This is a genomic window from Paenibacillus sp. P3E (assembly GCF_001909045.1).
Classification (GTDB): Bacteria; Bacillota; Bacilli; order Paenibacillales; family Paenibacillaceae; genus Paenibacillus_AQ; species Paenibacillus_AQ helianthi.
On sequence record NZ_LVWH01000222.1, the window covers coordinates 1 to 26,442 of the forward strand.

Annotated in this window: 31 protein-coding genes and 1 rRNA gene; 3 read left to right on the plus strand and 29 right to left on the minus strand. The window is 46.8% G+C overall.

The annotated features are described in order from the left end of the window. From A3842_RS28725 to A3842_RS28735, 3 genes are all read right to left on the minus strand, one after another. A 16S ribosomal RNA gene (locus A3842_RS28725) occupies positions 1–180 on the minus strand; the annotation flags it as partial. Between the two features lie 328 nt (positions 181–508). After that, positions 509–739, minus strand: coding sequence for a hypothetical protein (locus tag A3842_RS28730; protein ID WP_025706563.1), 231 nt, complete (start codon positions 737–739; stop codon positions 509–511). Between the two features lie 243 nt (positions 740–982). After that, positions 983–1,591, minus strand: a complete 609-nt coding sequence (locus A3842_RS28735; protein ID WP_371916028.1) for a stage II sporulation protein M — start codon at positions 1,589–1,591, stop codon at positions 983–985. A gap of 110 nt (positions 1,592–1,701) precedes the next feature. Here A3842_RS28735 and pdaB point away from each other — a divergent pair, with 110 nt between their 5' ends. Beyond that, on the plus strand, positions 1,702–2,505 hold the full coding sequence (pdaB, locus tag A3842_RS28740; protein WP_074103581.1) for a polysaccharide deacetylase family sporulation protein PdaB: 804 nt from the start codon (positions 1,702–1,704) through the stop codon (positions 2,503–2,505). A 48-nt stretch (positions 2,506–2,553) separates the two neighbouring features. Here the strand turns inward: pdaB and A3842_RS28745 are convergent, their stop codons facing one another. Next, positions 2,554–3,375, minus strand: a complete 822-nt coding sequence (locus A3842_RS28745; RefSeq protein ID WP_074086543.1) for a PPK2 family polyphosphate kinase — start codon at positions 3,373–3,375, stop codon at positions 2,554–2,556. 188 nt (positions 3,376–3,563) lie between these two features. Beyond that, complete coding sequence (locus tag A3842_RS28750) at positions 3,564–4,169, minus strand: KinB-signaling pathway activation protein (protein ID WP_305953404.1); 606 nt, start codon at positions 4,167–4,169, stop codon at positions 3,564–3,566. A gap of 111 nt (positions 4,170–4,280) precedes the next feature. Here A3842_RS28750 and gerD point away from each other — a divergent pair, with 111 nt between their 5' ends. Next, positions 4,281–4,955 carry a spore germination lipoprotein GerD gene (gene gerD, locus A3842_RS28755; protein ID WP_074086542.1) on the plus strand — a complete coding sequence of 225 codons (675 nt, stop codon included), beginning with the start codon at positions 4,281–4,283 and terminating at the stop codon, positions 4,953–4,955. 59 nt (positions 4,956–5,014) lie between these two features. On the opposite strand, the gene A3842_RS28760 is transcribed toward gerD, so the two are convergent. From A3842_RS28760 to A3842_RS28775, 4 genes are all read right to left on the minus strand, one after another. Beyond that, a complete protein-coding gene (locus A3842_RS28760) occupies positions 5,015–6,121 on the minus strand; it encodes an Mrp/NBP35 family ATP-binding protein (RefSeq protein WP_074086541.1) in 1,107 nt (368 codons plus the stop codon). 92 nt (positions 6,122–6,213) lie between these two features. After that, the gene (gene cwlD, locus A3842_RS28765) at positions 6,214–6,960 is read right to left on the minus strand and encodes an N-acetylmuramoyl-L-alanine amidase CwlD (RefSeq protein ID WP_074103582.1); all 747 of its coding nucleotides are present in this window, start codon (positions 6,958–6,960) and stop codon (positions 6,214–6,216) included. A gap of 71 nt (positions 6,961–7,031) precedes the next feature. Continuing rightward, positions 7,032–8,207 carry a sulfate adenylyltransferase gene (gene sat / locus A3842_RS28770; protein ID WP_074103583.1) on the minus strand — a complete coding sequence of 392 codons (1,176 nt, stop codon included), beginning with the start codon at positions 8,205–8,207 and terminating at the stop codon, positions 7,032–7,034. A 39-nt stretch (positions 8,208–8,246) separates the two neighbouring features. Then, positions 8,247–8,939: a phosphoadenylyl-sulfate reductase gene (locus tag A3842_RS28775; protein WP_074103584.1), complete on the minus strand. Its 693-nt coding sequence runs from the start codon at positions 8,937–8,939 to the stop codon at positions 8,247–8,249. Positions 8,940–9,499: 560 nt separating this feature from the next. Between A3842_RS28775 and A3842_RS32240 the strand changes: the two genes are divergently transcribed. Next, complete coding sequence (locus A3842_RS32240; protein ID WP_143186396.1) at positions 9,500–9,730, plus strand: hypothetical protein; 231 nt, start codon at positions 9,500–9,502, stop codon at positions 9,728–9,730. A gap of 60 nt (positions 9,731–9,790) precedes the next feature. Here A3842_RS32240 and A3842_RS28780 read toward each other — a convergent pair whose 3' ends face one another. The 20 genes from A3842_RS28780 to A3842_RS28870 form a co-directional block, all read right to left on the minus strand. Then, on the minus strand, positions 9,791–10,696 hold the full coding sequence (locus A3842_RS28780; protein ID WP_256701913.1) for a M15 family metallopeptidase: 906 nt from the start codon (positions 10,694–10,696) through the stop codon (positions 9,791–9,793). Positions 10,697–10,707: 11 nt separating this feature from the next. After that, the gene (locus A3842_RS28785; RefSeq protein ID WP_074103586.1) at positions 10,708–10,974 is read right to left on the minus strand and encodes a phage holin family protein; all 267 of its coding nucleotides are present in this window, start codon (positions 10,972–10,974) and stop codon (positions 10,708–10,710) included. Between the two features lie 5 nt (positions 10,975–10,979). Next, positions 10,980–11,225, minus strand: a complete 246-nt coding sequence (locus A3842_RS28790) for a hemolysin XhlA family protein (RefSeq protein WP_074103587.1) — start codon at positions 11,223–11,225, stop codon at positions 10,980–10,982. A 74-nt stretch (positions 11,226–11,299) separates the two neighbouring features. Then, positions 11,300–11,428 (minus strand): hypothetical protein, encoded by a 129-nt coding sequence (locus tag A3842_RS33520; protein WP_256701914.1) that lies wholly within the window; start codon positions 11,426–11,428, stop codon positions 11,300–11,302. A gap of 29 nt (positions 11,429–11,457) precedes the next feature. Then, positions 11,458–11,844, minus strand: a complete 387-nt coding sequence (locus A3842_RS28795) for a hypothetical protein (RefSeq protein ID WP_074103588.1) — start codon at positions 11,842–11,844, stop codon at positions 11,458–11,460. A gap of 25 nt (positions 11,845–11,869) precedes the next feature. Next, on the minus strand, positions 11,870–12,262 hold the full coding sequence (locus A3842_RS32245) for a hypothetical protein (RefSeq protein WP_143186397.1): 393 nt from the start codon (positions 12,260–12,262) through the stop codon (positions 11,870–11,872). A 415-nt stretch (positions 12,263–12,677) separates the two neighbouring features. After that, positions 12,678–15,884, minus strand: coding sequence for a phage tail-collar fiber domain-containing protein (locus A3842_RS28805; protein WP_074103590.1), 3,207 nt, complete (start codon positions 15,882–15,884; stop codon positions 12,678–12,680). 13 nt (positions 15,885–15,897) lie between these two features. Further along, on the minus strand, positions 15,898–16,449 hold the full coding sequence (locus A3842_RS28810; protein ID WP_074103591.1) for a phage tail protein I: 552 nt from the start codon (positions 16,447–16,449) through the stop codon (positions 15,898–15,900). Further along, positions 16,442–17,569 (minus strand): baseplate assembly protein, encoded by a 1,128-nt coding sequence (locus tag A3842_RS28815; RefSeq protein ID WP_074103592.1) that lies wholly within the window; start codon positions 17,567–17,569, stop codon positions 16,442–16,444. The genes A3842_RS28810 and A3842_RS28815 overlap by 8 nt, the downstream gene beginning before the upstream one ends. Before the next feature lie 3 nt (positions 17,570–17,572). Beyond that, positions 17,573–17,902, minus strand: a complete 330-nt coding sequence (locus tag A3842_RS28820) for a GPW/gp25 family protein (protein WP_074103593.1) — start codon at positions 17,900–17,902, stop codon at positions 17,573–17,575. Beyond that, entirely contained in the window at positions 17,899–18,381 is a 483-nt protein-coding gene (locus tag A3842_RS28825) for a phage tail protein (protein ID WP_256701915.1), read from the minus strand. Before A3842_RS28825 ends, A3842_RS28820 begins: the two co-directional genes overlap by 4 nt. Then, positions 18,378–18,794, minus strand: a complete 417-nt coding sequence (locus A3842_RS28830) for a phage baseplate assembly protein V (protein WP_256701916.1) — start codon at positions 18,792–18,794, stop codon at positions 18,378–18,380. Before A3842_RS28830 ends, A3842_RS28825 begins: the two co-directional genes overlap by 4 nt. A gap of 2 nt (positions 18,795–18,796) precedes the next feature. After that, positions 18,797–19,819, minus strand: coding sequence for a phage late control D family protein (locus A3842_RS28835; RefSeq protein ID WP_074103603.1), 1,023 nt, complete (start codon positions 19,817–19,819; stop codon positions 18,797–18,799). Between the two features lie 16 nt (positions 19,820–19,835). After that, positions 19,836–20,036: a tail protein X gene (locus tag A3842_RS28840; RefSeq protein ID WP_074103595.1), complete on the minus strand. Its 201-nt coding sequence runs from the start codon at positions 20,034–20,036 to the stop codon at positions 19,836–19,838. After that, positions 20,033–23,032 carry a phage tail tape measure protein gene (locus A3842_RS28845; RefSeq protein WP_074103596.1) on the minus strand — a complete coding sequence of 1,000 codons (3,000 nt, stop codon included), beginning with the start codon at positions 23,030–23,032 and terminating at the stop codon, positions 20,033–20,035. Before A3842_RS28845 ends, A3842_RS28840 begins: the two co-directional genes overlap by 4 nt. 149 nt (positions 23,033–23,181) lie before the next feature. Continuing rightward, positions 23,182–23,505: a phage tail assembly protein gene (locus A3842_RS28850; RefSeq protein ID WP_074103597.1), complete on the minus strand. Its 324-nt coding sequence runs from the start codon at positions 23,503–23,505 to the stop codon at positions 23,182–23,184. A gap of 13 nt (positions 23,506–23,518) precedes the next feature. Beyond that, positions 23,519–24,037: a phage major tail tube protein gene (locus tag A3842_RS28855; RefSeq protein ID WP_074103598.1), complete on the minus strand. Its 519-nt coding sequence runs from the start codon at positions 24,035–24,037 to the stop codon at positions 23,519–23,521. A gap of 13 nt (positions 24,038–24,050) precedes the next feature. Further along, complete coding sequence (locus A3842_RS28860) at positions 24,051–25,496, minus strand: phage tail sheath family protein (RefSeq protein WP_074103599.1); 1,446 nt, start codon at positions 25,494–25,496, stop codon at positions 24,051–24,053. A 3-nt stretch (positions 25,497–25,499) separates the two neighbouring features. Continuing rightward, positions 25,500–25,838 carry a hypothetical protein gene (locus tag A3842_RS28865; RefSeq protein ID WP_074103600.1) on the minus strand — a complete coding sequence of 113 codons (339 nt, stop codon included), beginning with the start codon at positions 25,836–25,838 and terminating at the stop codon, positions 25,500–25,502. Continuing rightward, the gene (locus A3842_RS28870) at positions 25,835–26,257 is read right to left on the minus strand and encodes a hypothetical protein (protein WP_074103601.1); all 423 of its coding nucleotides are present in this window, start codon (positions 26,255–26,257) and stop codon (positions 25,835–25,837) included. Before A3842_RS28870 ends, A3842_RS28865 begins: the two co-directional genes overlap by 4 nt. Between the last annotated feature and the right edge of the window lie 185 nt (positions 26,258–26,442).

The following is a 26,442-nucleotide window of genomic DNA, read 5'->3' on the forward strand; positions in this document are numbered from 1 at the left end:
AGGAATTATCCGGTATTAGCTACCGTTTCCGGTAGTTATCCCAGTCTAGAGGGTAGGTTGCCTACGTGTTACTCACCCGTCCGCCGCTAAGCTTACCCCGAAGGATAAGCTCCGCTCGACTTGCATGTATTAGGCACGCCGCCAGCGTTCGTCCTGAGCCAGGATCAAACTCTCCAAATTGGTATTTAGAAAGAGCGATTGCTCATTTTGAAACATCTGACGAGAATAAAATATTCTCTATTTTTGGATCTCACTTGCGTGAAATCCCACTCACTCGTTGTTCAGTTTTCAAAGATCAATGTCTCGTTTTTACTTCCTCACCGCGTCTCAGCGGCGACCTTTATAATATATCACAGCTCTTAAGTATTTGGCAAGTGTTTTTTTGAAAAAATGTTTTTTCCATCTTTTCTTGCCGACGGCTACTCTTCAACACATTGAAAAGGAGCGCGAGATATAATGTATCACAGCGGCTCCCTTTTAGTCAACCTATTTAATTAAAATCACTTTTCTAATGTTTAGACTGGGAATAACGTCCTCCCCATGCATACTTGGATAGCTCCTTCTGCGGGGCAAAACGCGCATACATCCGGAATACAGTTTTATATCGATTGGCTATGGCATGTCTGATATTTTGGTCCAAGCGTTGATCACTTAAATCAAGGAGCATTTCATCAAGCTCTTTACGAAGAACATAATCCAGCTCCTTGCACTCTTTTTCATTGAACAACATTCCCAACATATGCTTGGCCTCCTTCATCAAATTAAATTCGACAAATTCTTAAATGCTGCTACTTGTGCTAAAGAAGATAGTCCATGAGTTGGGGAAAGCTGCGTTAGATATCCACTTACACTAGATTAACCGGAGCAATAACCATAATTATTAAAATATACTGCATGGCCATCTTCCAAGCTCGAGCATATTGCTTTACCTTTCTGTCCCCGGAATGAAAGGCTTTAATGTTATGCTCAATTCTCTGAATTTTTATGATAACAACGAAAAAGTAATTGTGCTTTCAATGATTGCGGCAATAAACAGCAGAATAACAATCCATATGGAGGCTCTTAGAGTTTGGCGCATAAAGGCCGGCCACGCACCGCTCCTCTGTTCTCTCGTGGCAGCTGAACTGAACAAATCGGAGATTACATTCCAGCCAAACTGCAAACCAAACGCGCAGGCGATAATGATCGCCGGGATTTCAATAATCCCATGCGGCAGCAGTCCTTTAACGATAAGGTCAAACATATCTAGTCCCTGCATGGCTGACAAATGAATCAGATAACCGATCACTCCACCATTAATCAATAAAAACACTGCAGGCAATATTCCGAATATAGCGCCTAAGAAGATAATGAGCACTCCTTTGATGCTGTTGTTCAGAAATATAAATTGAAAAAAGCTCCATTTCGGATGTGAGGACTCTTTAAGGCTGCCGCTGATTTTACTCAAACCCTCCAACTGATCGGATAGAAGCCTTTGCAGACTGCCAGTGCCAATCCAGCCAATAATCCCTCCCGCCACAAATAATAAAAGAGCGAGTAATACTGCTTTGCGAATTGCGGATACATCTCTGGCGAAAGCGGGGAAAGACAGCATAATTACCTCCTGAACGTATGTTGGACATATATAAGGTCATAAGCGCCCTGTACGAGCATACATTTAGAACAAACAAGCATTTCGCATGGGAGAGGAGCGCTAACAATATGAATTCATTTTATGTATTCAGCGGCAAAAAGATAAAACGGTTCATCTATATCTTTGCCGCTGCGCTTCTTGCTGCCGGTGTCGTTTATGTCGAGAGAGGCAATATTACCGTTTTTTCGGAAACAGCCCCTTCCGCCATTTACAGCGTACCGACAGAGAAGAAGCTCATCGCCTTAACGTTTGACATCAGCTGGGGAGAGAAACGGCCTGGACCGATTCTGAAGGTGCTTGAAGATAAAAAGGTAGATAAAGCGACCTTCTTCCTCTCATCTCCCTGGAGCAAAACACATCCGGAAATTGTTACAAGCATTAAAGACGCTGGTTACGAAATCGGCAGCCATGGCCACAAGCACGTCAATTACAGCACCTTGAGTAATGAAGAAATCAAGACCCAGATTACAACTGCCCACACTGTACTGACTGAATTGACCGGCAAAGAGCCTAATTTGATCCGGATGCCGAATGGTGATTTTGACAAAAGGGTACTTCAGGTTGCAAGCGATCTGGGGTACAAGGTGATACAGTGGGATACAGACTCGCTGGATTGGAAAAACATCGGTGTGGATAATATCGTGAAACGTGTGACCAGCAAGGCACATCCCGGTGATATTGTGCTTTTACATGCGAGTGATTCCTGCAAGCAGACCCATGAAGCCCTTCCGCAGATTATTGATAACCTCCGCAGTCAAGGCTATGAATTTGTAACTGTATCCGAACTAATCAGCCAAAGCAGTGCTGAGGGCAAGGAAGTCCGTGATTCCGCTATGCTCAATGAAGGTTTGGAAGATGCTGCCGGCATGTAAGATCTAAGTTTGTTTTTCGCTGTCCTTCTGTTGCCCAAGGTGAATATCCTAGTGCCGCGGAGAAATGAGTTCTGAAATATCAGGTGTGGGAGTATCCAGCTTTGGATAGCTCAGATCCAGACTCTCCAGGGTCTTGACAACAATGGCTAAAGCCAAATAATTGCGGTACCAACGGTGATTGGCAGGAATCCAATACCACGGTGCATTATCGGTACTGGTCTCCTTAAAGACATCTTCATATGCTTCCTGATAATCGTCCCAATACTCCCGCTCCTGAAGATCACTTGCATCAAACTTCCAGTGTTTGGTCGGGTCCTGCAGCCGTTCCTGGATCTTTTCTAGCTGCTTATCCTTGGAGATGTGCAAAAAAAGCTTAATTATCGTTGTTCCCTCTTCCGCCAGCATGGCCTCAAACTCACGAATGTAGCGGAACCGACGTTTCATTTCTTCTTTTTTGAGATTGTCGTGCACCCGGGGTACCAGAACATCCTCATAATGAGAACGGTTGAATGCGGCGATGTAACCCTTGGGAGGTGTCTTCATGTGCACTCTCCACAGGAAATCGTGGGCTTCCTCCTCCAAGGAAGGTTTTTTGAAGCTGGTGACCATAAATCCTTGTGGATTAATGCCGGAGAAAATATGCTTGACCGTTCCATCTTTCCCGCTGGAGTCCATTCCTTGAAGAATGACCAGTAGTGAGTGCTTTTTCTGGGCGAAAAGAATATCCTGCAGTTCGGCAAGACGCTCCTTGAGCTTTGCCATTTCGGCCTCTGCCTCTTCCTTTGATTTAAAGTCCCCGCTCTCTTCGGGATCGAGTTTTTTCAGGACAGATTCATTTTTGTCTTTTATCATATAGCGCTTGATGTTCATATATACCCTCCTAGTCGTTTCAATCGATTTTTAGTTATGTACGCTGTTCTTAAAGATTAACCTGCTGCTTCTGTTTTTAATCTTATCAAGTAGAAACAGCTACGCCATGCTATTCAGGCTGGTATCCTTTTTTTACAAAACCCCGACTTCTCATAACCGAGGAGCGGGGTTGTTTACTGCATATTTTATCATTGTTTTGGCTTAAGGATCCGGTGGAGCATCAAGATTTGGAATGCATTACAGGCAATGAGCGGGACCACAATAAAAACAGTGGCACTGTCTACTCCTATGCGGAGTACTCCAATGATCTCCACTATGGTAATGGCTGTCAAAAAGAAAAATGTCGGAATCCAGGCTGATCTGTTCGTGCTCCGTACTTTGAAATAGGCCACGATAATCGCAGTAAGCAGAATGCCGATGCCCAAAAGCAAATCAGAGACTACATTTCTGCCTCCGCCTACAAAAGTACGCAAAAAAATCAGTTCGAGCAGGGCAAGCAGAGACAGTATAATCTGGATATATTGCCATGCCTTTCGCGGGAACACCCCGATTCCCATATAATTCAGAATCAGATACGCAAAAAAACCTAGTTGAGCGTAAACGCTCACAAGCATGCCGTAGCCTAGAAGGATCAGCGGATAGATTAATGAATCGGCTGTGCTTTTGAAATCAATTCCACCGTTAACAACTTGCAGTAAAAGTCCGGCAATGACGGCCCCTCCCGCCCCGATCAGAAGCGTGGTCCAGAATAAATAAAACCATTTCCTTATACTCAGCCTTTTCACCTCCCACACGTCAGATTTATTTTACCAAGCTTACCGTCAAAAAACCATTCCAAGCGCAACATAAAAGCTTACCTCTGCGGCATACTACATGCAGGAATCCCATAAAGGAGGGCAGCGCCAATGAAGTGGAGGACTTTGTGGACTGGGAGCTTGTTGCTCAGCATGGTTATCACCCTAACGGCTTGTGGCAGCGAACAGAGCAGTTCCTCTTCCGGACAGGTCAGTTACAAGGAAATGAAGACAATGGTTGTAGATATATTGAAAAGCGAAGAGGGAAAGAAAGCAGTGCAGGAGGCATTGTCTGCTCCAAGCTCCGGCTCTGAGGGAAGCAGCTCCAGCGGCCTGAGTATGAAGATGATGCCAATGCAAACCAACGAGCAAATCAGAGTTGCGGTAAAGGATACCATCACTGCACCGGAGTATCAGAAGGAAATTGAAAAAATCATGACAGATCCACAGTTCGCAGGAGATTTCGCAAAAGCAATTAATTCACAAAACAAAGAGCTCCACCTTCAGTTGATTAAAGATCCAACATACCAGAAGTCCGTTGCTGAAATCATGAAATCACCTGAAATGATGAAGATGTTCCTTGATCTTACCAAAACCTCTGATTACCGCAAACAATCCATGACCATCATGCAGGAAGCCATGCAAAATCCATTATTCCGAATGGAGGTACTCGATCTCCTTAAGACTGTAGTTCAAGACGAATTGCAGCCTAAGGTTGAAAAGAAGGATTCAGGTAAAGAGAAGGGAAGCAGTGGAAACAAAGGCAGTGATGATTCAGGATCCTGATTCAAAAAAAGAGGCCTTCCTATTACACGGAACCGGCCTCTTTTGGTTATTTACACACACTATTCGTATTTGGAAATCAACTTGTCAGCCATCTCAGCGAACAGCTGTGCGGTTGCTGTCTCCGCCTTGTACACAGACGGCGAGAAATCCGGTTCGGATATATGATTATCCGGTGCGCCCAGAGGAATCTGGGCAAGCAGCTCCGTATGAAGGGTTTCAGCCAATCTCGCTCCGCCTCCCCGGCCAAAGATGTAATCCTTCTTTCCGCAGGAAGAACACTCATAATAAGCCATGTTCTCAATGACCCCAAGAACCTCATGATCGGTCTGCAGCGCCATAGAGCCCGCTCTCGCCGCTACAAATGCCGCGGTTGCATGAGGGGTAGTAACAATGATCTCCTTACTGTGCGGCAGCATCTGATGGACATCAAGTGCTACGTCACCCGTTCCAGGCGGCAAATCAAGCAGCATATAATCAAGCTCACCCCAGCCGACATCGCTGAAGAACTGGCGAAGCATTTTGCCAAGCATTGGTCCCCTCCAAATGACAGGGCTATTCTCACGGATAAAAAAGCCCATAGACATGACTTTTACTCCGAAACGTTCGACAGGAATAATAGTTCCTTCTTCTACAATCGGGCCTTCTTCAATCCCCATCATATCGGGAATGCTGAAACCATAGATGTCAGCGTCAATCAGTCCGACCTTTTTGCCTTTTCTGGCCAATGCCACTGCCAAATTAACGGTGACTGTCGATTTGCCTACTCCACCCTTGCCGCTGGCAATCGCGATGAACTTCACACCTGAGTTCTCATTGATCAGCTCATGCCCCTCAAGACCCGCTGCGTGTCCTTTTAACGGTTCGCCTTGTTCTTGCACGGTATGGTCCTCCGAGCTCTCTCCGCGAAGAATAGCACGCTCATAATCTGTGGCATCACGCAACCGGATATGAACATTGCCCGCTCCTCCCTCATCCAGCAAGAGGCGAACACTTTGTTCAAGCTCCATACGGCTTTTCTCATCGGTATCGAGACATACGAGCGATAGTGAGATTCGGTCCTCTTTGACCATGATATCGCGAATCAGCTGCAATTCGATAAGGCTTTTCCCGGATTCCGGGTCAGTAAGCGGCTGCAATAATTCCTGAATTTGTTCCCTGGTCAGCATGGAAAGCACCTCTATTTCCTCTCCGGACGGGTAAGGTACCGGTATTTTTGATTTATTATACCATTACCCTTCCGCAAAAGCGTAGTAACTACTCAAGACCGCTCAGAAACGTATCTCAGAATCCCCCGGTAGATGCTGGTAGCAACCTTTCGCTGGTAGACGTCATCCCCAAGTAAAGCCGACTCCTGAGGATGGGAGAGGAAGCCTACCTCTACAAGTGCTGCAGGCATTTTTAATGCTTTCAGCAAATACACGGTATTCACAGTCTTCGCAACCCGGTCCGTGTTCTCAAGTGTGGTTCTGAGCTCATCCTGTACAAAGCCCGCCAAAGCTTTATTCCCTTCGTTGTTCGGGTAATAGAAGGTCTGCGCTCCGCTCCAGCGTCCTGAAGGCACACTATTCATATGCACACTTATAAACAAATCTGCCCCCTTCTCCTCTATACTTCTTACCCGTTGCTTCAGGTCTTCTGTCTTGCGCTTAGAGTAGCCTTTGGTATCTTGCTGGGCTAAGTCATAATCGCCTTCCCGGGTCATGATCACTATCGCTCCTGCCTGCTGTAAATAATCCCGCAGGTATAAAGAGACTGAAAGATTGATATCCTTTTCAATCAAGCCATCCCGGCTGACTGCCCCCCCATCAGGGCCTCCATGCCCTGCATCAATAGCAATTACTTTTCCTGACAATGGCAGGCTCCAGTAATTCAGCGTCTTGGCAGTTGGCATATCATAAGCAATAATGCCGATCATTATTACCAGCAAAACAGCACCTACCATGCTTTTTTTGATGCTGCTCCATGTGATCCAGACCGAGACTTTCCCTTGCTTCCGGCCAGACATAACAAAGACCCCCTCGTCCCGATAGATTCTACTCATCTATATGGGACAAGAGGGCCAAATAGTACTGGCTATTAGGATTGGGCAGTGACTTCTGCGGACATTCCCTCAATAAGAATTTCTGCTACCTCTGGACGCGTAAATTCCGGAGGCGGGCATTTCCCATCTCTTAGCAACGCGCGCACTTTCGTGCCTGACAATGTCAAATGCTGATCGCTTGGATGTGGGCAGGTCTTACTTGAAGCCATGTTACCGCATTTCACACAGAAGAAACTGTGTTCAAAGAACAATGGGGTAATTCCTAACTCGTCTGCTGTGAAATTCGAAAAAATTTCTTGGGCTTCATAAGTGCCGTAATAATCACCTACACCCGCATGATCCCGGCCGACTATAAAATGGGTGCAACCGTAATTTTTACGAACCATCGCATGAAAAATCGCTTCCCGCGGTCCGGCGTAACGCATTGCAGCAGGGAATACACCCAAAAAAGTGCGGTCTTCCGGATAATAGTTATCCAGCAGTGCAAGATAGCTTTTCATGCGTACATTGGCTGGAACATCATCAGACTTCGTTTCTCCTACCAGAGGATTAAGGAACAGCGCATCCACAACCTCCATTGCACACTTCTGAATGTACTCATGTGCACGGTGCACCGGGTTGCGCGTCTGAAAGCCTACAACAGTTCTCCAACCCTTGTCCGCAAAAATTTGACGTGTCTCGGCCGGATCAAAGTAAAATTCTCCGAACTTCTCCGGCTGCGGACGATTTAGAACGGTAATGGGTCCACCAACATAAGTTGTTGGCCTAGCCAGCAACTTGCTCACACCTGGGTGTGCAGGATCCGTTGTTTTGAACACATTCTGCGCTTCAAGCTGCTGATCTACACTATAAATACTTTCAATATCAAGTAATCCATAAATAACTCCGTCGTCCTCACCAATCAGTGAGACCCTGTCACCTACCGCAAGACCTGAAACCACTTTATCTTCCACAGACAAAGTAACAGGTATACTCCATACCGTGCCATTTGCAAGACGCATGCTTTTGACTACAGAGTGGTAATCTTCTTCATTCAGAAAGCCTATGAGCGGAGAAAATGCACCTACCCCGATCAGATCCAGATCTGACAAAGTCCAAGTGTTTAAGGTAATCGATTTGTGACCAGAAGCCTGCTGAAGCAGTTCTTCTCTCTGTGTCCCTTCAGCTACACGCTGGATCAGTGTCCCTCCATGAGGAAGTATTGAAGTCATCTATGCTCTCTCTCCTTCTGTGCAATTCGAATTCCGTTCTTATTTATGCAATCCGCATTCAGTCTTGTCCGATCCGGACCATCTTCCCGCACGTGGATCTTCACCTGGCATCACCGCCCGTGTGCATTGCTCGCAGCCGATGCTCGGAAAATTACGGTCATGTAAAGGGTTATACACAACATCATTCTCACGGATATAGTTCCATACATCCTCTGTGGTCCAGTTAGCAATCGGATTAAATTTAACAAGACCGAACTTATTATCGTATTCGACTTTTTTGGAATTGGCGCGAGTTGGTGCCTGATCACGGCGAATTCCTGTAATCCAGGCATCATACTGTGAAAGAATCCGGGTAAGCGGTTCTACTTTACGGATCGCGCAGCATTGGTTGGAATCGGTATTCCATAGTGCCTCACCGTACTGAACCGCCTGTTCCTCCGGTGTAATTTGTGGGGATACGCGAACAAACTCCATTCCGTATTTTTCAGCCATCACATCTCTTGTCTCATACGTTTCCTTGAAATGATAATCTGTATCCAGATAAAAAACGTCTGTTGAAGGACTAACTTTCCGAATCATATCAACTAGTACAACATCTTCAGCACCAAAGCTGCAGGCGAAAGTTATATTAGGAAAGGTTTCTACGGCCCAGCGGATGATATCCTCAGGTGCTGAATTCTCCAGCTCCTCAGCCTTCACTCTGATTAAATCTTCTTTCTCCATTAAGTTCATTAATATGCTCCTCCATCCTGGTATCTCATTAAACACTAAAACCTCAATACCCGCTAATTCCAACTAATCTTATATGGAATAGTATAAGGCATTCGGGACCGAAGTCAATGGTTTTATCCATTTTGGAAGAAAGCATCATTAAAAGGCAAAATTAAAGCCCCTGACCCCCAAGGAGGTTAAACTATAGATGAGTAAAATTCTGCTAAACTGGTTCTGTGTTTAGAACTATTATTAGTGGAGGGAATATGAATAAAATTAAGTTCTTGGCTGCTGCGTCTATTGCCGCTGTACTGCTTATCGGTGGTTGATCAAATGAAAAACCCAAAAACGCCGAACCTTCAGCGGCTCGGGTAAGTAATCAACGCAAGAAACTAAGACTGCTGACTATTGGACTGTGATTGGCGGATTCTCATGGGCTGATGATTTTGATGGATTAAAAACAACAATTAAAAAGATTGTGGTTTCGGATAAAGTTCCTTTGTCAGATGGCACTTTAGGATCTGCTTAGGTGTAAAGGAACACTACGAAAGAAAATATTCACGACTTACCCGGATCAAGCCGTGTTAGTAACTTCTACTGGCGAACAAATTGATGCAGATATGTCTGGAAGTGAAGATTTGGACTGGGAAATATTTGGAGGTGTGACTAAAGAGGGGAATGTTAATTTTTTTCTTAAGAATGGAAAGGCCCAAGATATAAAATGGATTCTAAAATGGCTTTCCCACAAGGGCGGGAGTTCAGACACAACTCAGGATAACCCCAAAAATTATGACGTAAAAATAGAGTTTTGAGATTTCCACGCCGGCCAACAACTGGCGGGGCTTTTTCATATTCCCAAACGTTTGGGAATTTTACTTATTTCCTTTCAGTCGGGCTGTCAGCCCCAGCCGGTGCAGCACCGTAAATAACCGCGCCTCTGACTTGGTCGCCTTATCTGGCGTGTCAATTACCGGCTGACCATTGAGCACTGAAGGTGTATCATGCAACGCCTGAATAGCTTCTAAGGACCATGCTGGCGGCGTGGTATCCGTCAGCTCCATTACCGCTGTCTTTAACTCCTTGATCTCTGTGGCTTGCTCTAAGGCTTGATCCTTGAGCACATCTTTGCTCTTGGTCAGTCCTTCAACAACTGCCGTCAGATTCTTAACCTCAGACTGCAGCGCGGCCAACTCCTGTTTTTCTGCTTGGGACAATTCGTCCGCCTCCTCTTGAACTTTATTAATAACGGCATACGTTGCTTGTACCTGTACTGCTGTTGGCACCCTGCCAATCCGCAACTGCGTAGTGGTCAGGCCAAACACCATTTGCAGGTGAGGCAGGTCCGTAAAGGTCCGCCACTCACCGCCCCACTCAAATCCAAGCGCCTTTGCCTCTTCAACCACTTCGGACCAATCCGGCAAGCTGTCTTTGTCACCATCACGCAGCGTATCCCATGAGACGGTACGCTCGTCCGGAAGCAGCAGTGCGAAATCAATCGCCCAGCCGAAATTATGATTGCTGTATCCGCCCCGGGCATTGGTGACTTTTTGCATGGATGGCTTGGCCTTTACGTGAGACAGGCCGGCCTTGTTCAACTCATCCTGAGTCCGACCTTGAGCAAACAGGTCATTTTGCTCAGGAATTGTGCGCAATCCCTGAGTAATGACTATATTTACTACCCGGGCATAACAGCGCTCAATCAGCGCCGTTGCCGCAGCCTTAACAACCGGCTGCAGCCCATCCAGGCGTTTTGCGGATTTAGCTTTTACTTGCTCCAATGTGAGCGCCATTACTCATCACCGCTCTTTTTGGTCTGCTTGACCAACTGGTTACCATACACAGCCACAGCCCCGCATAGGATGCCCTGCAGGATGCTCTCGGCTGTGAAGCCCATTGTCAGTGACACAATAATAACAGCCACTACTGTAACAGCGTAAATGATTGTCCAGTCCGGCACTCGCGGCGTTTGTTTAAGGATATAACCGACTACCCAACATACAGCCACAACTACCAACAACTCAGGTTTAATAAAGTTAGCTATTGCATTCCATTCCATTACATTCACCCTTTCGATTTTATAACCAGGCTAATAATCGCCAGCAGCACAGCACCGATAATTGTCGTTCCCACCCAGTTCACCAGCTTATCCAGCCGGTCAATTCTAAGGTGGGCCGACTTTGTAGAACTTAACGCCTCGTTTGCTGTTTCCTTTGCATCGAGGATTGAGTCCAATTTATCCTCTATGCTATCAATCTTTGTCTCCAGCCTTGTAAGCCTCTGCACTGTTTCCAACTGCGGATCAGGCATGTCGTAGTTCCCCCTCAACATAAATAGCCCCCGGGGATCCGAGGGCAAAATAAACGCCTCTATGGGCGCCAGCTCTAATCTTTTTGTGGTGTGGCCAAAATCATTTCCAGCTCATCGGCTGTCAGATACTTCGGGCTGAATGTCTGCAACTTAGTCTCTGTGACCTTACCCATGACCCACATATTAAGCAAAAATGGATACATCAATTTCACCTCCCCTCATGTGCGGTTGACTACAAGCCAAAATCAAGTAACGCTAGAATTGCGGCTTCATTGGCTTCAGTCCGCTCCTTCAATGCAGAGAATTGATCGGTTATGGGCTTCTGATAAACTGGTTCAACTGGAGTTCCTGGGTCAGCATTAGGGTCCAGATAAGCAAATTCAAGCTCCTTAGTCTCAGGGTTGACACGGTAGCCAATTGCTTCCGAAAACTCATAGGCATATTGACGATAAGTCAATTCAATCACACCTACTGTCTCCGCAACCCGTTCTGCCAATGCTTTATAAAAAGAAAAATCCTGCTCTCTTGTTGTAGGGATAACGCTGCCAGCCCGCTCCCCGGTGTTAAAGATCACGTTGCCAGTTTCTTTTTCAAAATAGACTTTCATTCCAATTTCCATAATATATGGCCTCCCATTAATTTATTTATCGCCAAGCTCTCCAAAAAGCTGATCGTCCTGCTATGCCAGTTGATATGTTAAATCCACCGTTTCCCCAAGCGTTAGGACTCGTCACGGTGCCAGTCCCTTGTATGTTGCCGGAAGGATTGGTTCCCGCATAACGAACCCAAGTCCACTGAGCATTATCAGAACTAAAATATACATAGGTAGATTGTGATGGCACATCAAACAAATCTAGATAGACAATGGATGGCTTAAATGTTAATCCAGTTACCCATAAACCACCATTCCCGTCAGTGGTTTGAAACCCTTCTGCATACATACGTGGAGTTAAGTTACCCGTGACTCCGAAAACATTAACCCCGTTTCTGATATTTCCCGCGACTAACTCCCCTTCAGCAGCCTGCAGCTGCGTCACGGATACCTTTATTTCCCCGGCACCTGTCCCACCTTTGCGGTAACCTGGGGAAGGGTAAACAGCCAGCCCGCCGTCAGGCCACTGCGCGGCCCCCTGTGCTGGGTCTGCTGTAGAAGTAATTACGGGCATGGCTCCCTGTACGCCTAATATGTTCTTATCTGCCCTAAAGTTTTCGGGCTGTAGATCCGTTGCTTGCGCGGTTACCCAGGAGCTGCCGTCATAGTACCCTGCTGGCGGGCAAAGAAACGCTCTATCACCTGCCCATACTGTGACCTGTGATGCTGGCATATGGTTATTCTCGGCAGACCTGTTCGGCATAGTTCCGGGCTTATTATAATTGGTCTTAGCACTGAAATTCTTCCCCGAAAGTACATTAGAAGGGTCCGCAGTGCCCGGTATATAAAGGGCCATATAATCAACCTTCTTCCGTAATTATTGCCGAAACATAAACGCTATTCACGGCCGATGATCGGGCGACCACCGCTATATTGCTGTAGGCGTTAGCCACCAGCGTTACGGGAATAAAATCGTACTCATTTGCCATATCGTCCCCATACGGCAAGATGACACGGGAATGAGATCCGTTTCCGTCCGAATAATTGACCTCAATTCCGACTTTCCGCACCGCTGCCAAGCGTAAGTAAATCTTTATTGTGTACATGGTTACAGCTCCGGGCGCTGTCACCGTGGCGACGGTTTCCCAGTTAGTGGTAGTAAGCTGGTACTCTTTGACTACTACTCGGTTAGCGGCCACTTCAGAAATCTTTCCAGTATCACTACGGACGGGGAGTGTGCTCGCTGTAGGCAGTAGGCTGGAAGGTCTCCCGTTGAGAAGGGCTGTGTTGAGATTTGCAACCTCTACAGCAGAATGCACTTCAAAAGGAGCGCCCCAGGTGTTGGAGGAAACAATTCTCTCCGCAGATATAGTCCCTCCCGTTTCTGAGAAAACATAGTACGCATCGGTATATCCCGAAGGGATAGCATCTCCCGGTGTAAACTCGTTCACTGCCGCAATGGAGGTGTCATCTCTCAGTCTGGTTAAGCTGATCTTCAGCGCTTGGTTAGTTCCCGCAGCATCCGTAGTGAAATCGTCGTTCCACTCTAAAAACCCAGAACCAGTAGTGTTGACAACTAGGCGTAGTTTAAAGCGGGAGTAACTATTGCTGCCTAATTGCACGATGCTTCCTGTAAAACTGTGGGAGGTATTAACTATGAATGAGGTATTATAGACGGTACTCCCCCGTGTTCCTGCGACATTAACAATAAAGGCAGCTCCCGTGATGTCCCCTGCTTGCGTGTAGAAAGTTACAATTCTACTCCACTGCTTCACTTTTACAGGAGTAAACCAGTGCAGAAGAGTTGCTAAATCTTGTCCCCGGTATCCCCCAACCAGCTCAACATTTAAGCCGGGAACCATTGTGGGAGATGCTACAGAAAATGGGGGAGTTCCTGATGTTACTTGAGATACAAGTTGCTGTGCGTACACGTTATTAAAGGCAGAATCTCCGGCTACGTTCCGGGTTACTACTGTACTAGGCGCGGCGCCACTTGCTGTGTCTGCGGCAGTTAATACCTTTTGCCAAGTTCCCCAGTCCGTTTCTGTGCGGCCTCTGTAAAACTTTGTATATGGTGCAGTCGTTTGGGTGACTTCTTGCGTTAGGTACCCATTACTACCTTGAGACACGTTCATTACTGCCCATGGTGCAGACAGGCCCGGAGCGTTCGGAAGTCCGGTTGCACCATACACCTGATACATACCCGGTTCGATGTAGTCGTTAAAATTGCTCTGTACCAGTCCCTTTATCTTGAATATCCCGTTGCCTACACCCAGCACCCAATTGCCCCATGTGTACCCCTGCCTAACCCGTTCGTAGGTAACAGGGCTGGATGCGGTGCCTACCAGCGCGGTGGCTACCTGATGAACGTACCCCGCCGGATCGCCGGAATGGTTGAAACAATTGATGTACCACCAGTTATCACTTCCGTTAGGTGCATGTACCAAGCCAACACCATCGTAAAACCCAGTTTGATATAAAGTATCCAGATCGTAACCGGTCGGCAAATTTATAGCCTTACCGTCATTACTAGTCAGCTTATGCTTTTGAATGAGATACCCCGACTTGGTTTGGGTGTCATCCGGGATAGTCTGCACAGCTACTGGAAGTGTAGATGCAGCACCACTGTAGGGTGCCCCCATCACAAAGAACGGGAATGTAGTGAGAATTGAGTGCCTACGGATAATCACTGAAAAACTGTTACCATTGGAGTTTAATGCCTCAATGGTTATCACAAAGGTGCTGTTTGCTGAGTTTATTTTAAGGTCGGAGATTACAATTTGATTTCTAACATAACCCGTTACCTCTGTGTACTGTGATGACTGGTTGTCTATGCCACCGGAGGTGTTTGCCACAAGGTCTATGCGTTTTACAACCTTTCCGCAGACAATCCCGTACCCCCATGACCCTGTGACCTCAACCTCGATGTAGCCCGTTAGCTCAGAGAAGGGTACAGAGAAGTCTACCTTCCGGTTAACCTCACCATTGTCAATGCCAAACACATAACGCCGTTCGGAGTATCCGGGAAGTACAATCCCATCAGCCGTAACGTTTTTGCTTGCATCCAGAGCAGCTACACCACCAGCCACTCCCTTTTGCGTCAACGGTATTGATGCAGCAGCTCCTGCAGACGCTCCCGCCGTGGCTGCTGCATTAGCCTTAGCCGTGGCATCTAATGCAGCAGCAGTTATTGCCGCCTCTCTGGCACTATCTGCTTTTGCCTGCGCGCCGGACGTAGTCTCTTTAGCATTCCAAGTAGTACGTTCCGCAGATGAAATATGTCGGGTGTTGTCGTTAACGTGTATTTTGGTATCGGCTAAAGTAATGGCAGGCGTGTCGAAAGGGTTTGCGGTGCCTGTGATTGCTTTGAAATATTTGGCAATCCAAGATAACCATTGAGTAAGTGTACCTGCTAGACCATAGGCAGTAGGAGTAGCTGGGTCGGCTGTACGGTTACCTATTACCGTATCCGAGGCAGATCCCACGTTCCCCGCTCCAGGTGTGATTTCCGCCAATTTCGTTTTTTCTTCGGTAGTATAATCATTAGCAGACAGCCCCTTACCAGCAACTTTGTCCACTTTCACAGCTGCTACAGCGTCCAGCTCAGATTTCAGAGCAAAGACCAAAGATTCATCAATTACTGCGCTGATATTTGCAGCCTTGCCAACGATCACCACACAGTCAATTGCTTTTTCGATGATATCAGTTCCCCCGCCAGCAGCAATGTAATCCGCAGTCACCCCGGCATTAGCATAGGCGTACAAAATCTCTCCAAGGTCAGGGTCCTGAGCAAACACCCCTACTTCCCGGAAGAAAAAACCGCTGGTCACAGTGCCATTGTTCAAAACAGTGCCAATAACCGCCTTGTTGGGGGGCTGTAACTGTGTCCGAGTGATAGGTAAATTCATTTTTTGAGAAATTAACGCATTCAATGCCGGAATAGACTGCCCGTTCAGGGAGCCGTCCCCTATAGCAATCCGCGTATACTTGAGTTGTAAGCCTGCTTGTGCCTTACCCTGTAGTACTAGACCTTTATTAGTCAAGGTCATGCCACCAAATACGGCCATGTTATCACCTTCCTTAAATCGTTATGTGGTCTCCGAAGTGCAAAAAACCGCCGTAATACAGCGGCAGCTCTTCCACTTGGGATATCGTCACGCTGTCCAGCACTGCTGACAGCCGTTTGACTGCATCTACTGCAGCAATAAACTCTTCCGCCCGGGTTGTCGTAACATCCGGGTTATTTGTAAGCACGCGGAAATGATACGGGTCGCCACCGTACTGCCACCACTCTTCCACTGCTCCCTCACCAAACAGGATATCAATCAGATCCTCGACGGCTCCCGGTGTCCCTTTGTGCCGATGAAAAGGGATCGCATTTTTAATCAGCATCCGCTTTTGTTCCAGTGGTAAATCGGGATCGTAATAAGGCGGACTATATTGCCACGCCAGCTCGTCGGTTTCTGCGTCAGACCATTCTTCCGAACGTCCGAATAGATTCAGTGTATTAATCATATCCGTTGTTTTTTGAAGCTGTGTATCCAGCGCGACCGCTGCAGCAGACATAGAAGGATCATGGCGAATGGATGGTGGCAGCAAATCAAGTAAGCTTATTGTCTGAATATTAGTCATCAACCAACCCTCCATAAGTAATTGTCGTCGTGCCTGTCTGAGCAACCTGGGTTGCTGTCAAGACCGTATATACCGGTGCTAATGGCACTACCCGTTGTGCCCCGGCAGCCATGATGCGGCTGATCAGTTCAGATGGATTAATATGCCGCCCAAGCTTGGCCTTTTGCCATAATTGATATGCGGTTACTGCCGCGGAAATCTTCCCTTGGATACTCGAAACCTCCGCAGACCGGCTGCGGCTGATGTAATAAGTCACAGTTGTGTTATAGCTTACTGGCAGCGGTGCGCTCACTGCTACCAGATCTGTCAATGGCCGAATGTCCCTATCCTCCAATTTCTTGGAAATGGAATCCAACACATCCTGACTAGGTATCTCACCACCTGCAAGTAAAGGAACGACCGTTACGCGTCCTTCTGCTGGTGAGTAAGCATGGACATCAATGATTGCGGACGAAGCTGACTTGGTCCAAAACTCATATGCTCCCTGTGGACCAGCTGTTGAATAAGATTCAGGCGCATTTCGAATACGTTCTTTAAAAGCTTCATCCGTTTCTGCAGCGGCTCCACCGGAACTGGTCGTCAGATTGCTCACAGACTGGACAAAAGGAAGCGGGTCCATTAGAACATTAATCTGTCCAGGTAAAAATCCATTCCCTATAGCTCCCGGATCGGAGCATACTGCTGTTGCTAGACCGACCGTCTCACCAGCCGGGATCTCCACATACTCAGTAGTTGAAAAAAATATCGAACCGTTACCACCTTGCGCTCCAACACGTGTTCCTGCAGGGATTGAGGTAGCCGAGGCCAGCGGAATGGATAAAACGAACTGAAGTGTGACAATTGCCGCTGATGCATTCAGCCGCTCCGAACCTTGAAATGCCCCCATGTGGTCGAGGACAGCCCCAGAAGCGTAGCGCAGCAAATTCCCTTTAGCCGTCTGGTTGATAAGCACCTTCTGCTGGATAATGATCGCTGCAAGCGAAGACAAAAAAAGCCGCACCGGATCGGCGGGCTGCAATGTCCGTCCAGCAAGGCCTTCATATACAGTGATCACATCTTGCTGAATGGCAGCGGCGTCCTCTTCAGAAAAGAGGATATCCGGTAGTTCTGCATATTCCAATTACTATTCCTCCTCTGTCAGTGTATATTTCACCACAACTGCCAGGCGGCCGTTCAGAGTATCTTTTATATCATCCTTAAAAGAAACCTCTGCTACCAAGGCGCGTGGCTCTTGTTCTGTAATAGCAGTGATAATCTCTGCGATCAAACGCGATTCTGCGATGGATATCGGCTCATCAATAATAGTGTAGTCCAAGCCAATTTCCCTGGCCAATGGTGCGCTGCCCCGTGGAGTAGTGAGAATAGTTCGAATATTCTGAGAAACTTCTTGCTCCACCGTTGCCGGTTTGAAGTTGACTAGAGTGGGCTGTGTCATATCCACGGTATACATCATTTCACATACTCCTCAAGTGAGATCGTGACCTGTGCGTCCAAAACATTGCCAATGCTGTCCAAGGTATTCCAATCCTGAGACAAGCCAGTAATGACCCAAAGCCCTACGCCCACATATTTGCGCCCGATTATTAAGGGCAGAGCTTTACCGGCACGGTCCAATTCCGTGAGCTTATCGAGCTCCTTGCGGGGATTAAGACCAAGGGCAGCGGAAAAACGGACTGAGAACGAGACCGAATCCGCTCCTGGACCAACGAATTCCTTTTTGGGCTTCTTTCCAATAATATCATGCTGTGCCCACCGGCTAGAGCTGCTGCGCTTAAACTCATCTATGGTTCGTATCGCTCCTTCCGCGACAACAAAAATGACAGGCCCCAGACTACCGATCTTGTTCATCCTATAGTCAATATTATTATCCGGCTTGCTTTGGAGATGGTTTAGCTGATCCACACCTTCCATTATCATGCCAATGATGTTCATCCGCTTCCCCCCCGCCCTTTGTTGTTGAATATGTCGGCCGATACTATGCCTGTTACAGTCAAATCACCTTCGATCTTCACCCCGCCGGTCCCTTTGATATTCAGTCTTTTCGCTGTCCGGTCATAATAGACATAGCTGCCGTCTTCAAACCACACCCCGCGCTGATCTTTTGTACCGGAAGGCTGGTCATCTTCTACAAAATAAGTCCCCAGACAAAATCCGGCCGAACGCCCGTTATCCAAAAAAACACACAATACTCTCTCGCCAGGCAGCGGGATGGCATTGCCACGCCCCCAACCACCCGGCGTAATGACCGGCAGCTCTCCTGAAACCATATCGTCACGATCTGCAAAAGTAACCCTCACACTTCCCGCCGCCGCATCCGATGTTGATACCCGTCCAATCCGGATCATCTTTACCACCCCAATACTTTGCGAATTTCCAAATTAGTTGTATAACCGCTACTTCCAATCGAGTGCTTTGCGGATTCAATAATATATTTCCCGTCAAACCGCTGCCAACCCTTGATATTTATAGTTAGTCCCGTAGCCATTCGAATATCTCCCATCAGGGAAAGGGTCCCTTTCCCCCCTTCTTTATTTCGCTCCCGCAGCCTTTTACGGGCTAATCGCAATGCATCGGCCTTAGTATCGACTTGCTCGTTGATCTTAAGTATAGGTCCATTCTTTGGTGCGCCGTTAGGTGTGTAAGTTGCTTTGAGAGGTTCTTTGCTCGTAGGAGGAGTATAGGTAACCGTACATGCCCGGAAAGCTGCATATGCAGTATTTAGCGCGAAGCTATACCCCGTCACATTATCCTCTCCCCGTACAATCGTTGCGATTGCTTCTTTTTGTTCATATACCATTTCATCAAAGAGAATCAGGCTTCCTCCAGATACTTTGATTGCTATGCCTTCTTGAGTAGCCGTGTTCAGCAAAAAAGCCAAGTCCGACATCTCCGTTTGCTCCAGACGTTCATAAGAAGGATTGTCCTGAGCCTCATATATTAATTTCAGGTTAGCACGCTTAGCAACTTGAGCGGCTACCGTTTTTAAATTGGTTTTTTCCCAACTGCGTGAACTGCGCTGCATCCGAATTTCTGAACTGATAGGAAGTGAGACCGCCTTAATGGATATAGTGTCAGGGGGACCATTAAAATCAATACTGTCTACCTCAAATGTTCCAAGTGGCAACTTTTTGATTTCCCCTGGTTTTCCCCAATTGATGGTTCGAATTGAAGCATTAATCTGATCACCTTCAACCGGTGCCCAAGGGCCTTGCCAATTACGTTCTCTATCCTCAAGCGAAACAGTAAGATCATCTAGAGTGCCGGATACAGCATCATTATATTGGAAGTCGGTCAGAGACTTTGCAATATCCATCGTGATGTCCTTTCCATTATACTTAAGCTCCAGCACCGCCCTGCGTGCGTCTTGCATCCATTCCAAATTACCCTCACTCCCTTCGCCAAGGAGGCAGTGAGTTGGTTAATTCAGAAGGTAAATCTGGCACATTAAGAACGATATTTCCAGAAAAAATACTGACGGCAGCTTGTGTAGGGTTTGCATTTAAGAGCAATGTCATGAATTGAACGTCTCCATATATCTTGAAAGCTATTCCGTCCCAAGTATCACCTTGCACCGTTCTATAGATCATTGAAAGCTCACCCGCCTTTGTTGTTGGACCATGGCTTTAAAGCGGCGTTCAAAGCTATTCTCCGACTGCTTCAAGGCTTCACGCAATTGTTCGACCACAGATTTATCACCGCCCTGCAGTGATATATTCGGTGCCCAGGTTACATGAATATCTCCTTTACCGCTGAAACCGTCGCTGTAGCCCATCAAATCATTTGCCTTTTCTAATAGAGAGCGGGAACGCGGCTTGCGATTCAAAGGAATAGCAATTTCGGGACCCGCTTCGCCAAATATGGATGGAACATTAGCAATACCACCACCAGCATATTCTGCGTATTGATTCATTTGAAATTGCTTTGGTTTCTGATTCACTTGAAATTGCTTTGGAAGCAAGGAATTTGTTATATCCGCTACTTTTTCAGGTGCATTCGGAAAATACTTTCCCATTTGGGAGTATAGCAATTCGATATTAACCTGTTTCGATTGCGGCATAAGATTAAATTGTTTGTTCAATTCATGGACAGCAGAAACGGTTTCTAAAGTTTTATTTTTTTGCGTTTCACTTAATGAACTGAATTTTTTTACCATATCCTCCAACTTGCCGCCCAATCCCCTATCAAGAACCTCTTTTTCCGCATAATATAGAGTTTCATAACTTGCGGTTGTACTATTAAGGTTTTCATCTACGGTATTATTTTTTTTCGCAACCTTTGCTTGTTTAGCATAAAGCTCTGTCCTCGCGTCTTGCATGCCACCATGCATTAGATCATTCATGCTTAACACACTTAAGCCAATATCAGAAGCAATATCATTCACTTTTTTAAGCAAAAATTCAAGCTGAGTATTCCGATCGATGGAAGTTGGCTGTTGAAGTATTGAACTTACTTGAGATTGCAGTTCTATAAATCTCGAAACTGTATTATCGATAGCATCTTTTTGATCCGCTAGACCTTTTTCCTCTGATCTATAGTTCTTGATCAGCTTCACGGTATCAGGCAAATCTCTGTTCCCTTCAGCTATTGTTTGCTCTTGTTTTAGCCGGTATGATCTCTCTTCGGCATCTGCAATTTGTTTAGCTAAACTGAGCTTCTCTGATAACTTCCCATTCTCCACAGTGTGATTGTCAAGAAATTCAGGATACATATCCTGAAGCTTCTGTGTTACATCCTTTATTCGCTCTTGTTGTCCAGCTAATTTCTCTGAATTCACTGCCATGTCCCCAGATTTGGTAGAAGCGGTTGCTATCTTTTTGCTCAGATCATCGTATTGCCAAATCAAGTCATTGGTTAGCTTTGCCTTGTCTTTGGCCTCCTGGTATTTTGCGCCAACTTCATCCAGCCGCTCTCCCATATGAATTAATTCTTGACGAGCTTCCTCTTGATGATTTTTATAAGCGATAATCCCTAAGGTAAGAACCCCAACAGCCGCTGCGGTAATACCCACTGGGCTGGTCAGGAGGCCGAGCGCACCGGCGAACCCTCCGGCTGCACTGCCTGCTCCCTCGGCGGCCGCGCCTATATTGCTAAAAGCTTTTACGATTTTCACTGTTTTTGTCGCCAGCACGGCAGCAGGAGCGGCAAGACCGATTACCATCATCAGCTCTTTATTGTTTGACATCCAGTGGGCCACTTCCTGAAGCATAGGCATCAGGCTTTCACCTAGGGGGATTACAAGCTCTGTCATGAGCTCCCGGCCAACTGCCGCAAACTGCTGGGAAAGGGTATTGTATTTTACTGCTGCGACTTCTTCCATCGTCTTCTTGGTCATATCGAATTCACTTCGGGTTTGGCCAAGCGCCAGCACTGCTTCGCTGCCCATATCTTCAAATTGTGAGCCGAATAATGAACCGGCAAGCTGCGCTTGATGAATAGGGTCCTTTATTCCTTTTAATTTGAGAATAACCTGCTCCATGGCTTGCTTACCGGTCATAGATCCATCTGCCAACCCTTTGAAGATTTTATCACCGGTGCCCAAGGTCTTTTGCAGCTGCAGCATGGCTTTGTTTGCGGAATCCCCGCCCGCCTTCAGATCTCCAACAAGTGCAGCGGTACTTGCTTTCCCGGCGGCTTTCACCAGTTGAGCAAATTCTTTTGATTTCGTTCCACCACTAACAAGTGCTGCACTGAATTTCTTCAGCTGCTCAGGCGCAAACAGCTCATAAATCGTATCTTTTGTAGACTGCGAACCGTTTTTTATTGTCGTTCCGAATTCCTTTACAGTATCGGCGACACCCTCGAGTGATGTTGCCCCATTCTCCATACCTACACTGAACAAATCAAACATCTCGTTGGCGGAATAACCCATATTGTCAAAGTACACACTATATTTGCTGGCCGTGTCTAAGAGCTCACCGGATTTGTTCAATCCTTTCTGGGCACCTTGGGCCATTAGGTTATAAGATTGTTCAGATGAAATGCCGAATTTTCGCATCATCGAATCGACCGCTTTGATCGAGTCCGGAAGATCTCCCTTAAAGACATCACGGTAGGTCATTGCTGTCTGTGTTGTCTTCTCCAGTTCATTTCCTGTTTGCTGCAGAACTTGCTTAACTACACCCATGGATTCGCCAATATCCTCAAAGCTTTTACCATAATTCTGGCTGTACAGGTCCTTGGATATCTCATTCATGCCTTCCATCTGTTCCGTCGTCATTCCGGTGGCAGCCTGAAGCTGTGCCATGGCGTCTGATGATTCGTTCACAATAGCCATTACTGCTTTTAGTGGCCCAACCGCTTTTTGGAGCTGCGAGAAATCCAGTTTCCCAACCGCCTCTTTCAAGGTGTCGCCAAACCCGCCGGCATTCTCACTCAAGTCATCAATGGTATCATCTGCCTGTTCTGCATCTCTTCGAAGCGTATCAAAATAACCGCGCCTGACCATCTCCCGTAACACCTGATCTAAGTCCTGAACCTGGTGTTCAGCTTCCTCGACCGACCTGCGAAAAGCCGGAGTCACGAATGCATTCAAACGGAAAACAATCTCATAAATACTGTTGCTCAAGCCGCTTGTTCCTGCCATAATCTACCTCCTCCCTTGGATCCGTACCACTCTCTCGACCCAATCCCCCAGTTCTTCAATAGGCAAGGCGAGGAAATAGGGAATAGGGGTATGGGTGCGCATGGCTAAGGAGACGGCGATGTCTTTGATCCCATCGCCGTCTCCGTAGCCTACAGCAGCAAAAAACTTTGCGCCCGCAAGGTCAGTTTTGTAAAGTCCTTAGCTGAAAGTGCTCTTATCAAGCCAACATGAACGCCTGCAGCCTTAGCTACAATATAAGCCTGATAGGCTTTATTGGTTTCCTTGATCAGTTCCCCGCTTGATTGCCGGGCTGCCTCAGCTTGATACTGCCGGTCACAGACAAGGATGTCCTCACCCGTCAGTTTATCGAAATCAATACTCAGGCTCTCAATAGTGTTGCCTTCAAATGTGACCGGCCGTGCGAAAGTATATACTTCCGCCACAACCTCCCCTATACTACTCTCTGTTTCCATCGCTCAACTCTCCTTATAGACCCAGATTGGTTTTGGTGGTAGCAAGATAGTCTACACCATTTACTTTATGAATATAGTTGTATTTATCGATTTCCAGCACTTCAACGCCATCCAACGACACTTTCAAATAATTCACTGAAAAGTTATTGGTGGTATCCATCACTGCAGCGGTATCCAGATTCCCGAGCGTTAAGCCCAGTGGTCTTGCACGGACCGTAACCTTGAACGGTACCTCACGGTATTCACTCGTTGCCGTGTCAAATGTCTGAATCGAAGCCCGAAGGTCCAACGTATGAACCTTTGGTGCCAAAAGCGCAGCTGCCGCATTTTCAATCGTACGCCACTTGAGCGCCAGACTCATCGCTCCTGTATGGCCTGGGGAAGGGGCGGCCATTTCACCCGCGATTCCTCCCCCTTTAACTGTGTCCACCAAGTAAGTAATCTCCGGCAAAGTGGCAGTTGCGGTACCCAAGTAATCCGTAGCATTCAAGTACACCGAATAATCAATAACTCTTTCTGATCTTTTAGTCATATTGCTCCTCCTCTTACGCTACCAGCGCAGCTAAGTATGTTGTGTCGTATTCAAGCAGGAATGAAATCTCCTGTGCCGGTCCAGGCGGTGTGATGTGCAGATGGAATGTAATCTTGCCGGCCATCAATTCCGTTGCCGGATTTTCAGACTCATTGAAATCTACCCGCGCTCCTAACAGCGCACCGGATGCAGTCAGGCCATTAAGCCAAATGTTTACCGAATCCGTAATCGCGGCAATAAGCCGCTTATTCATCGGATCATCAACCTTTTGCATATAGGTCATAATCAGACTATTCCCGATCCAGTTAAACATGCGGCGAACCGGAATGAAGCTGTCTTTGGGGTCCGTTACCCCGGGATAAGCCCCTGTGTTGTTCCCCCAAGACTTCCAGCCGCTCGTTCCAAGATTAACTGCTGTTACAATCCCTGAACTGTTAAGGAAGCTTGCCTGGTCAATCCCCAAAAACAGGCTTGTCCCGTCAGAAAGAGTGGTACCATCTGCCTGCAAAGTCTTGTTAGACGGCGATACAAAAGGAACTCCGCCGTTATTGGCATCGGTTGCGGCGATAAGTCCTGCGAGCTGCGTAGAGAAATGGTATTGCTTATCCCCCAAGGTCAGCATAGGGTAAGCTGCAATCTGGAGAGGACCGGTATAGCTTTTGTCCGACTTCCATGAGCCAGCCGCCGTATAGAGCTGCGCAGGATCAATATCCGTCAGAGCCATTGCCTTGAAATTACCATTGATGTTTCCGGCTTTTGCCTTCATAACCGCAGCGACTACAGGTAAATGCGACCAGCCCGGAGCCAGCAGCAAATCCGGAAGAAGACCAAAACGCGGATAGGCTTGATTGACTAATTCAAAACCGGTATATTTACCGGACTGCGTCACACCACCGATTACATCATCAGCTTCCACTGCATCCGGATCTAACTTGTTATATCCAATGGACAGCTGGTTCACATTTGCTGCGATAGCACCGCTTGGCTTCGTTGTAATGATGACATAGCCACTATCATCAAAAGCAGCAATATAGTCGGTACCTGGTACATAAGTCGATGCTCCGTCTAAAGATTTGACAAGGAGCGTTGACAGCAGTACTCCTTCTGCCTGCAGGACAGCCACTCTGTTACTGACAGCAACCACCGCAGGTGCAACCGTCGTCTTATGTGTGGCGGGGTCAAGCACATTTACCAGTATCAATGGAGCTTTTTCGTATAAGGCAAAGTGGGAGTAAATTAATTCGCTCAGCGTATAATGTGACCAATCATCACTGTACCCAAGGGCAGCCACCGCTTCCGCGTAAGTATATGCGAGTACTGGAGTGTTCACTGGCACAGCCGCAGTAGCCAAATTAACTGGGGAGGTCCCAACTGCAAAAGGAATACCACTTGTTGCCTTTGTCGGTGCCAGAACCGAAGTGGATTGTTCAATAATAGTTACACCATGTTTATAAGCCATTTATTAAATCCCCTTTCCTAAAAGCCGTTGATAAACTACATATTCAGCTGTTCCGGTGTGAACAATTCGTTCCTGCACGGCCGTCATTTCTGCTACGGGTACAATCAACTCAGTCACATCTGGTTTTTCAGTAAGCAGCGGCTGCAAATAAGATGGAATACCGGCGCGGAAAACTGTGGATTGCAGCAGCTGTCCACCTGGTAGGTTTGGACCCAGATAGATTAGGGCCTGTTCCTGGGCCTGTTCTTCAGGAACAACCTTAGTTTCATTTGTGACCATTTGTATCATGTCAGCTTCCACCTGCTCATTCTGAAGTTTGTCTTTGTTTTTAGTTCTGCTCACATTTGTACCTCCTGTCTAATTTGGGGTAATGCCCAGGTTGTTGTGAGTTCTCCACCCCATTCGGATGAAGGATGCTCATCGTTCAGTTTACATTTCCAGCTGCCATCCATGGCATATTTCTGTTCAAGGACTCTCTGACGCAAAAGCAATATGCGTACCCGCTCCATCAGATTAATTAGATCGATTAATCCTGAACTATCATCGGATTGAGTTCCAAAAAGCAGCTTGATTTGAATCTGACCTTTGCTAATGTCTCCTTCACCTTCCGCCGGCCGGATCATAATTACCGGATACACCGGGTTGCTGAGAGTACTCTGTGGCAAATATCCCAGCAGCACTGGTGGAACAGGCAGCATGTCATCAGCTAATTCCTTTTCCAGAAATTTTTTTATAGCCATGATCAATAAAGTAATTGTCACAACGCCCCTCCTTCTGTTAGAACTCTTTTTCAAAGCTGCAGATCAAGTTTTTCAATTTCACCATCTTTGTTTGCACCTCCTCTTCTGGCGTCATTGTCCAACTCAAAGCCATTATTTGTCTTTCTATCTATTGAGGGCTTTCACTAGACAAATACTCCATATGAAATTAATTTTCCCTTTTATGT

Excerpts from the sequence above, each read along its gene's own strand:
- gerD (WP_074086542.1), top strand. The coding sequence starts at position 4,281 with ATGAAGTGGAGGACTTTGTGGACTGGGAGCTTGTTGCTCAGCATGGTT.
- A3842_RS28805 (WP_074103590.1), bottom strand. The coding sequence starts at position 15,884 with ATGGCCGTATTTGGTGGCATGACCTTGACTAATAAAGGTCTAGTACTA.
- A3842_RS28835 (WP_074103603.1), bottom strand. The coding sequence starts at position 19,819 with ATGCAAGACGCACGCAGGGCGGTGCTGGAGCTTAAGTATAATGGAAAG.
- A3842_RS28790 (WP_074103587.1), bottom strand. The coding sequence starts at position 11,225 with ATGCCTGATCCGCAGTTGGAAACAGTGCAGAGGCTTACAAGGCTGGAG.
- A3842_RS28850 (WP_074103597.1), bottom strand. The coding sequence starts at position 23,505 with ATGGAAACAGAGAGTAGTATAGGGGAGGTTGTGGCGGAAGTATATACT.
- A3842_RS28810 (WP_074103591.1), bottom strand. The coding sequence starts at position 16,449 with ATGACTAATATTCAGACAATAAGCTTACTTGATTTGCTGCCACCATCC.
- A3842_RS28860 (WP_074103599.1), bottom strand. The coding sequence starts at position 25,496 with ATGGCTTATAAACATGGTGTAACTATTATTGAACAATCCACTTCGGTT.
- A3842_RS28775 (WP_074103584.1), bottom strand. The coding sequence starts at position 8,939 with ATGAACTTAATGGAGAAAGAAGATTTAATCAGAGTGAAGGCTGAGGAG.
- A3842_RS28845 (WP_074103596.1), bottom strand. The coding sequence starts at position 23,032 with ATGGCAGGAACAAGCGGCTTGAGCAACAGTATTTATGAGATTGTTTTC.
- A3842_RS28855 (WP_074103598.1), bottom strand. The coding sequence starts at position 24,037 with ATGACTAAAAGATCAGAAAGAGTTATTGATTATTCGGTGTACTTGAAT.
- A3842_RS28760 (WP_074086541.1), bottom strand. The coding sequence starts at position 6,121 with ATGCTGACCAGGGAACAAATTCAGGAATTATTGCAGCCGCTTACTGAC.
- A3842_RS28820 (WP_074103593.1), bottom strand. The coding sequence starts at position 17,902 with ATGATGTATACCGTGGATATGACACAGCCCACTCTAGTCAACTTCAAA.
- A3842_RS28840 (WP_074103595.1), bottom strand. The coding sequence starts at position 20,036 with ATGATCTATAGAACGGTGCAAGGTGATACTTGGGACGGAATAGCTTTC.
- A3842_RS28830 (WP_256701916.1), bottom strand. The coding sequence starts at position 18,794 with ATGATCCGGATTGGACGGGTATCAACATCGGATGCGGCGGCGGGAAGT.
- A3842_RS28825 (WP_256701915.1), bottom strand. The coding sequence starts at position 18,381 with ATGAACATCATTGGCATGATAATGGAAGGTGTGGATCAGCTAAACCAT.
- pdaB (WP_074103581.1), top strand. The coding sequence starts at position 1,702 with ATGAATTCATTTTATGTATTCAGCGGCAAAAAGATAAAACGGTTCATC.
- sat (WP_074103583.1), bottom strand. The coding sequence starts at position 8,207 with ATGACTTCAATACTTCCTCATGGAGGGACACTGATCCAGCGTGTAGCT.
- A3842_RS33520 (WP_256701914.1), bottom strand. The coding sequence starts at position 11,428 with ATGTATCCATTTTTGCTTAATATGTGGGTCATGGGTAAGGTCACAGAG.
- A3842_RS28785 (WP_074103586.1), bottom strand. The coding sequence starts at position 10,974 with ATGGAATGGAATGCAATAGCTAACTTTATTAAACCTGAGTTGTTGGTA.
- A3842_RS28745 (WP_074086543.1), bottom strand. The coding sequence starts at position 3,375 with ATGAACATCAAGCGCTATATGATAAAAGACAAAAATGAATCTGTCCTG.
- cwlD (WP_074103582.1), bottom strand. The coding sequence starts at position 6,960 with ATGTCTGGCCGGAAGCAAGGGAAAGTCTCGGTCTGGATCACATGGAGC.
- A3842_RS28795 (WP_074103588.1), bottom strand. The coding sequence starts at position 11,844 with ATGGAAATTGGAATGAAAGTCTATTTTGAAAAAGAAACTGGCAACGTG.
- A3842_RS28730 (WP_025706563.1), bottom strand. The coding sequence starts at position 739 with ATGTTGGGAATGTTGTTCAATGAAAAAGAGTGCAAGGAGCTGGATTAT.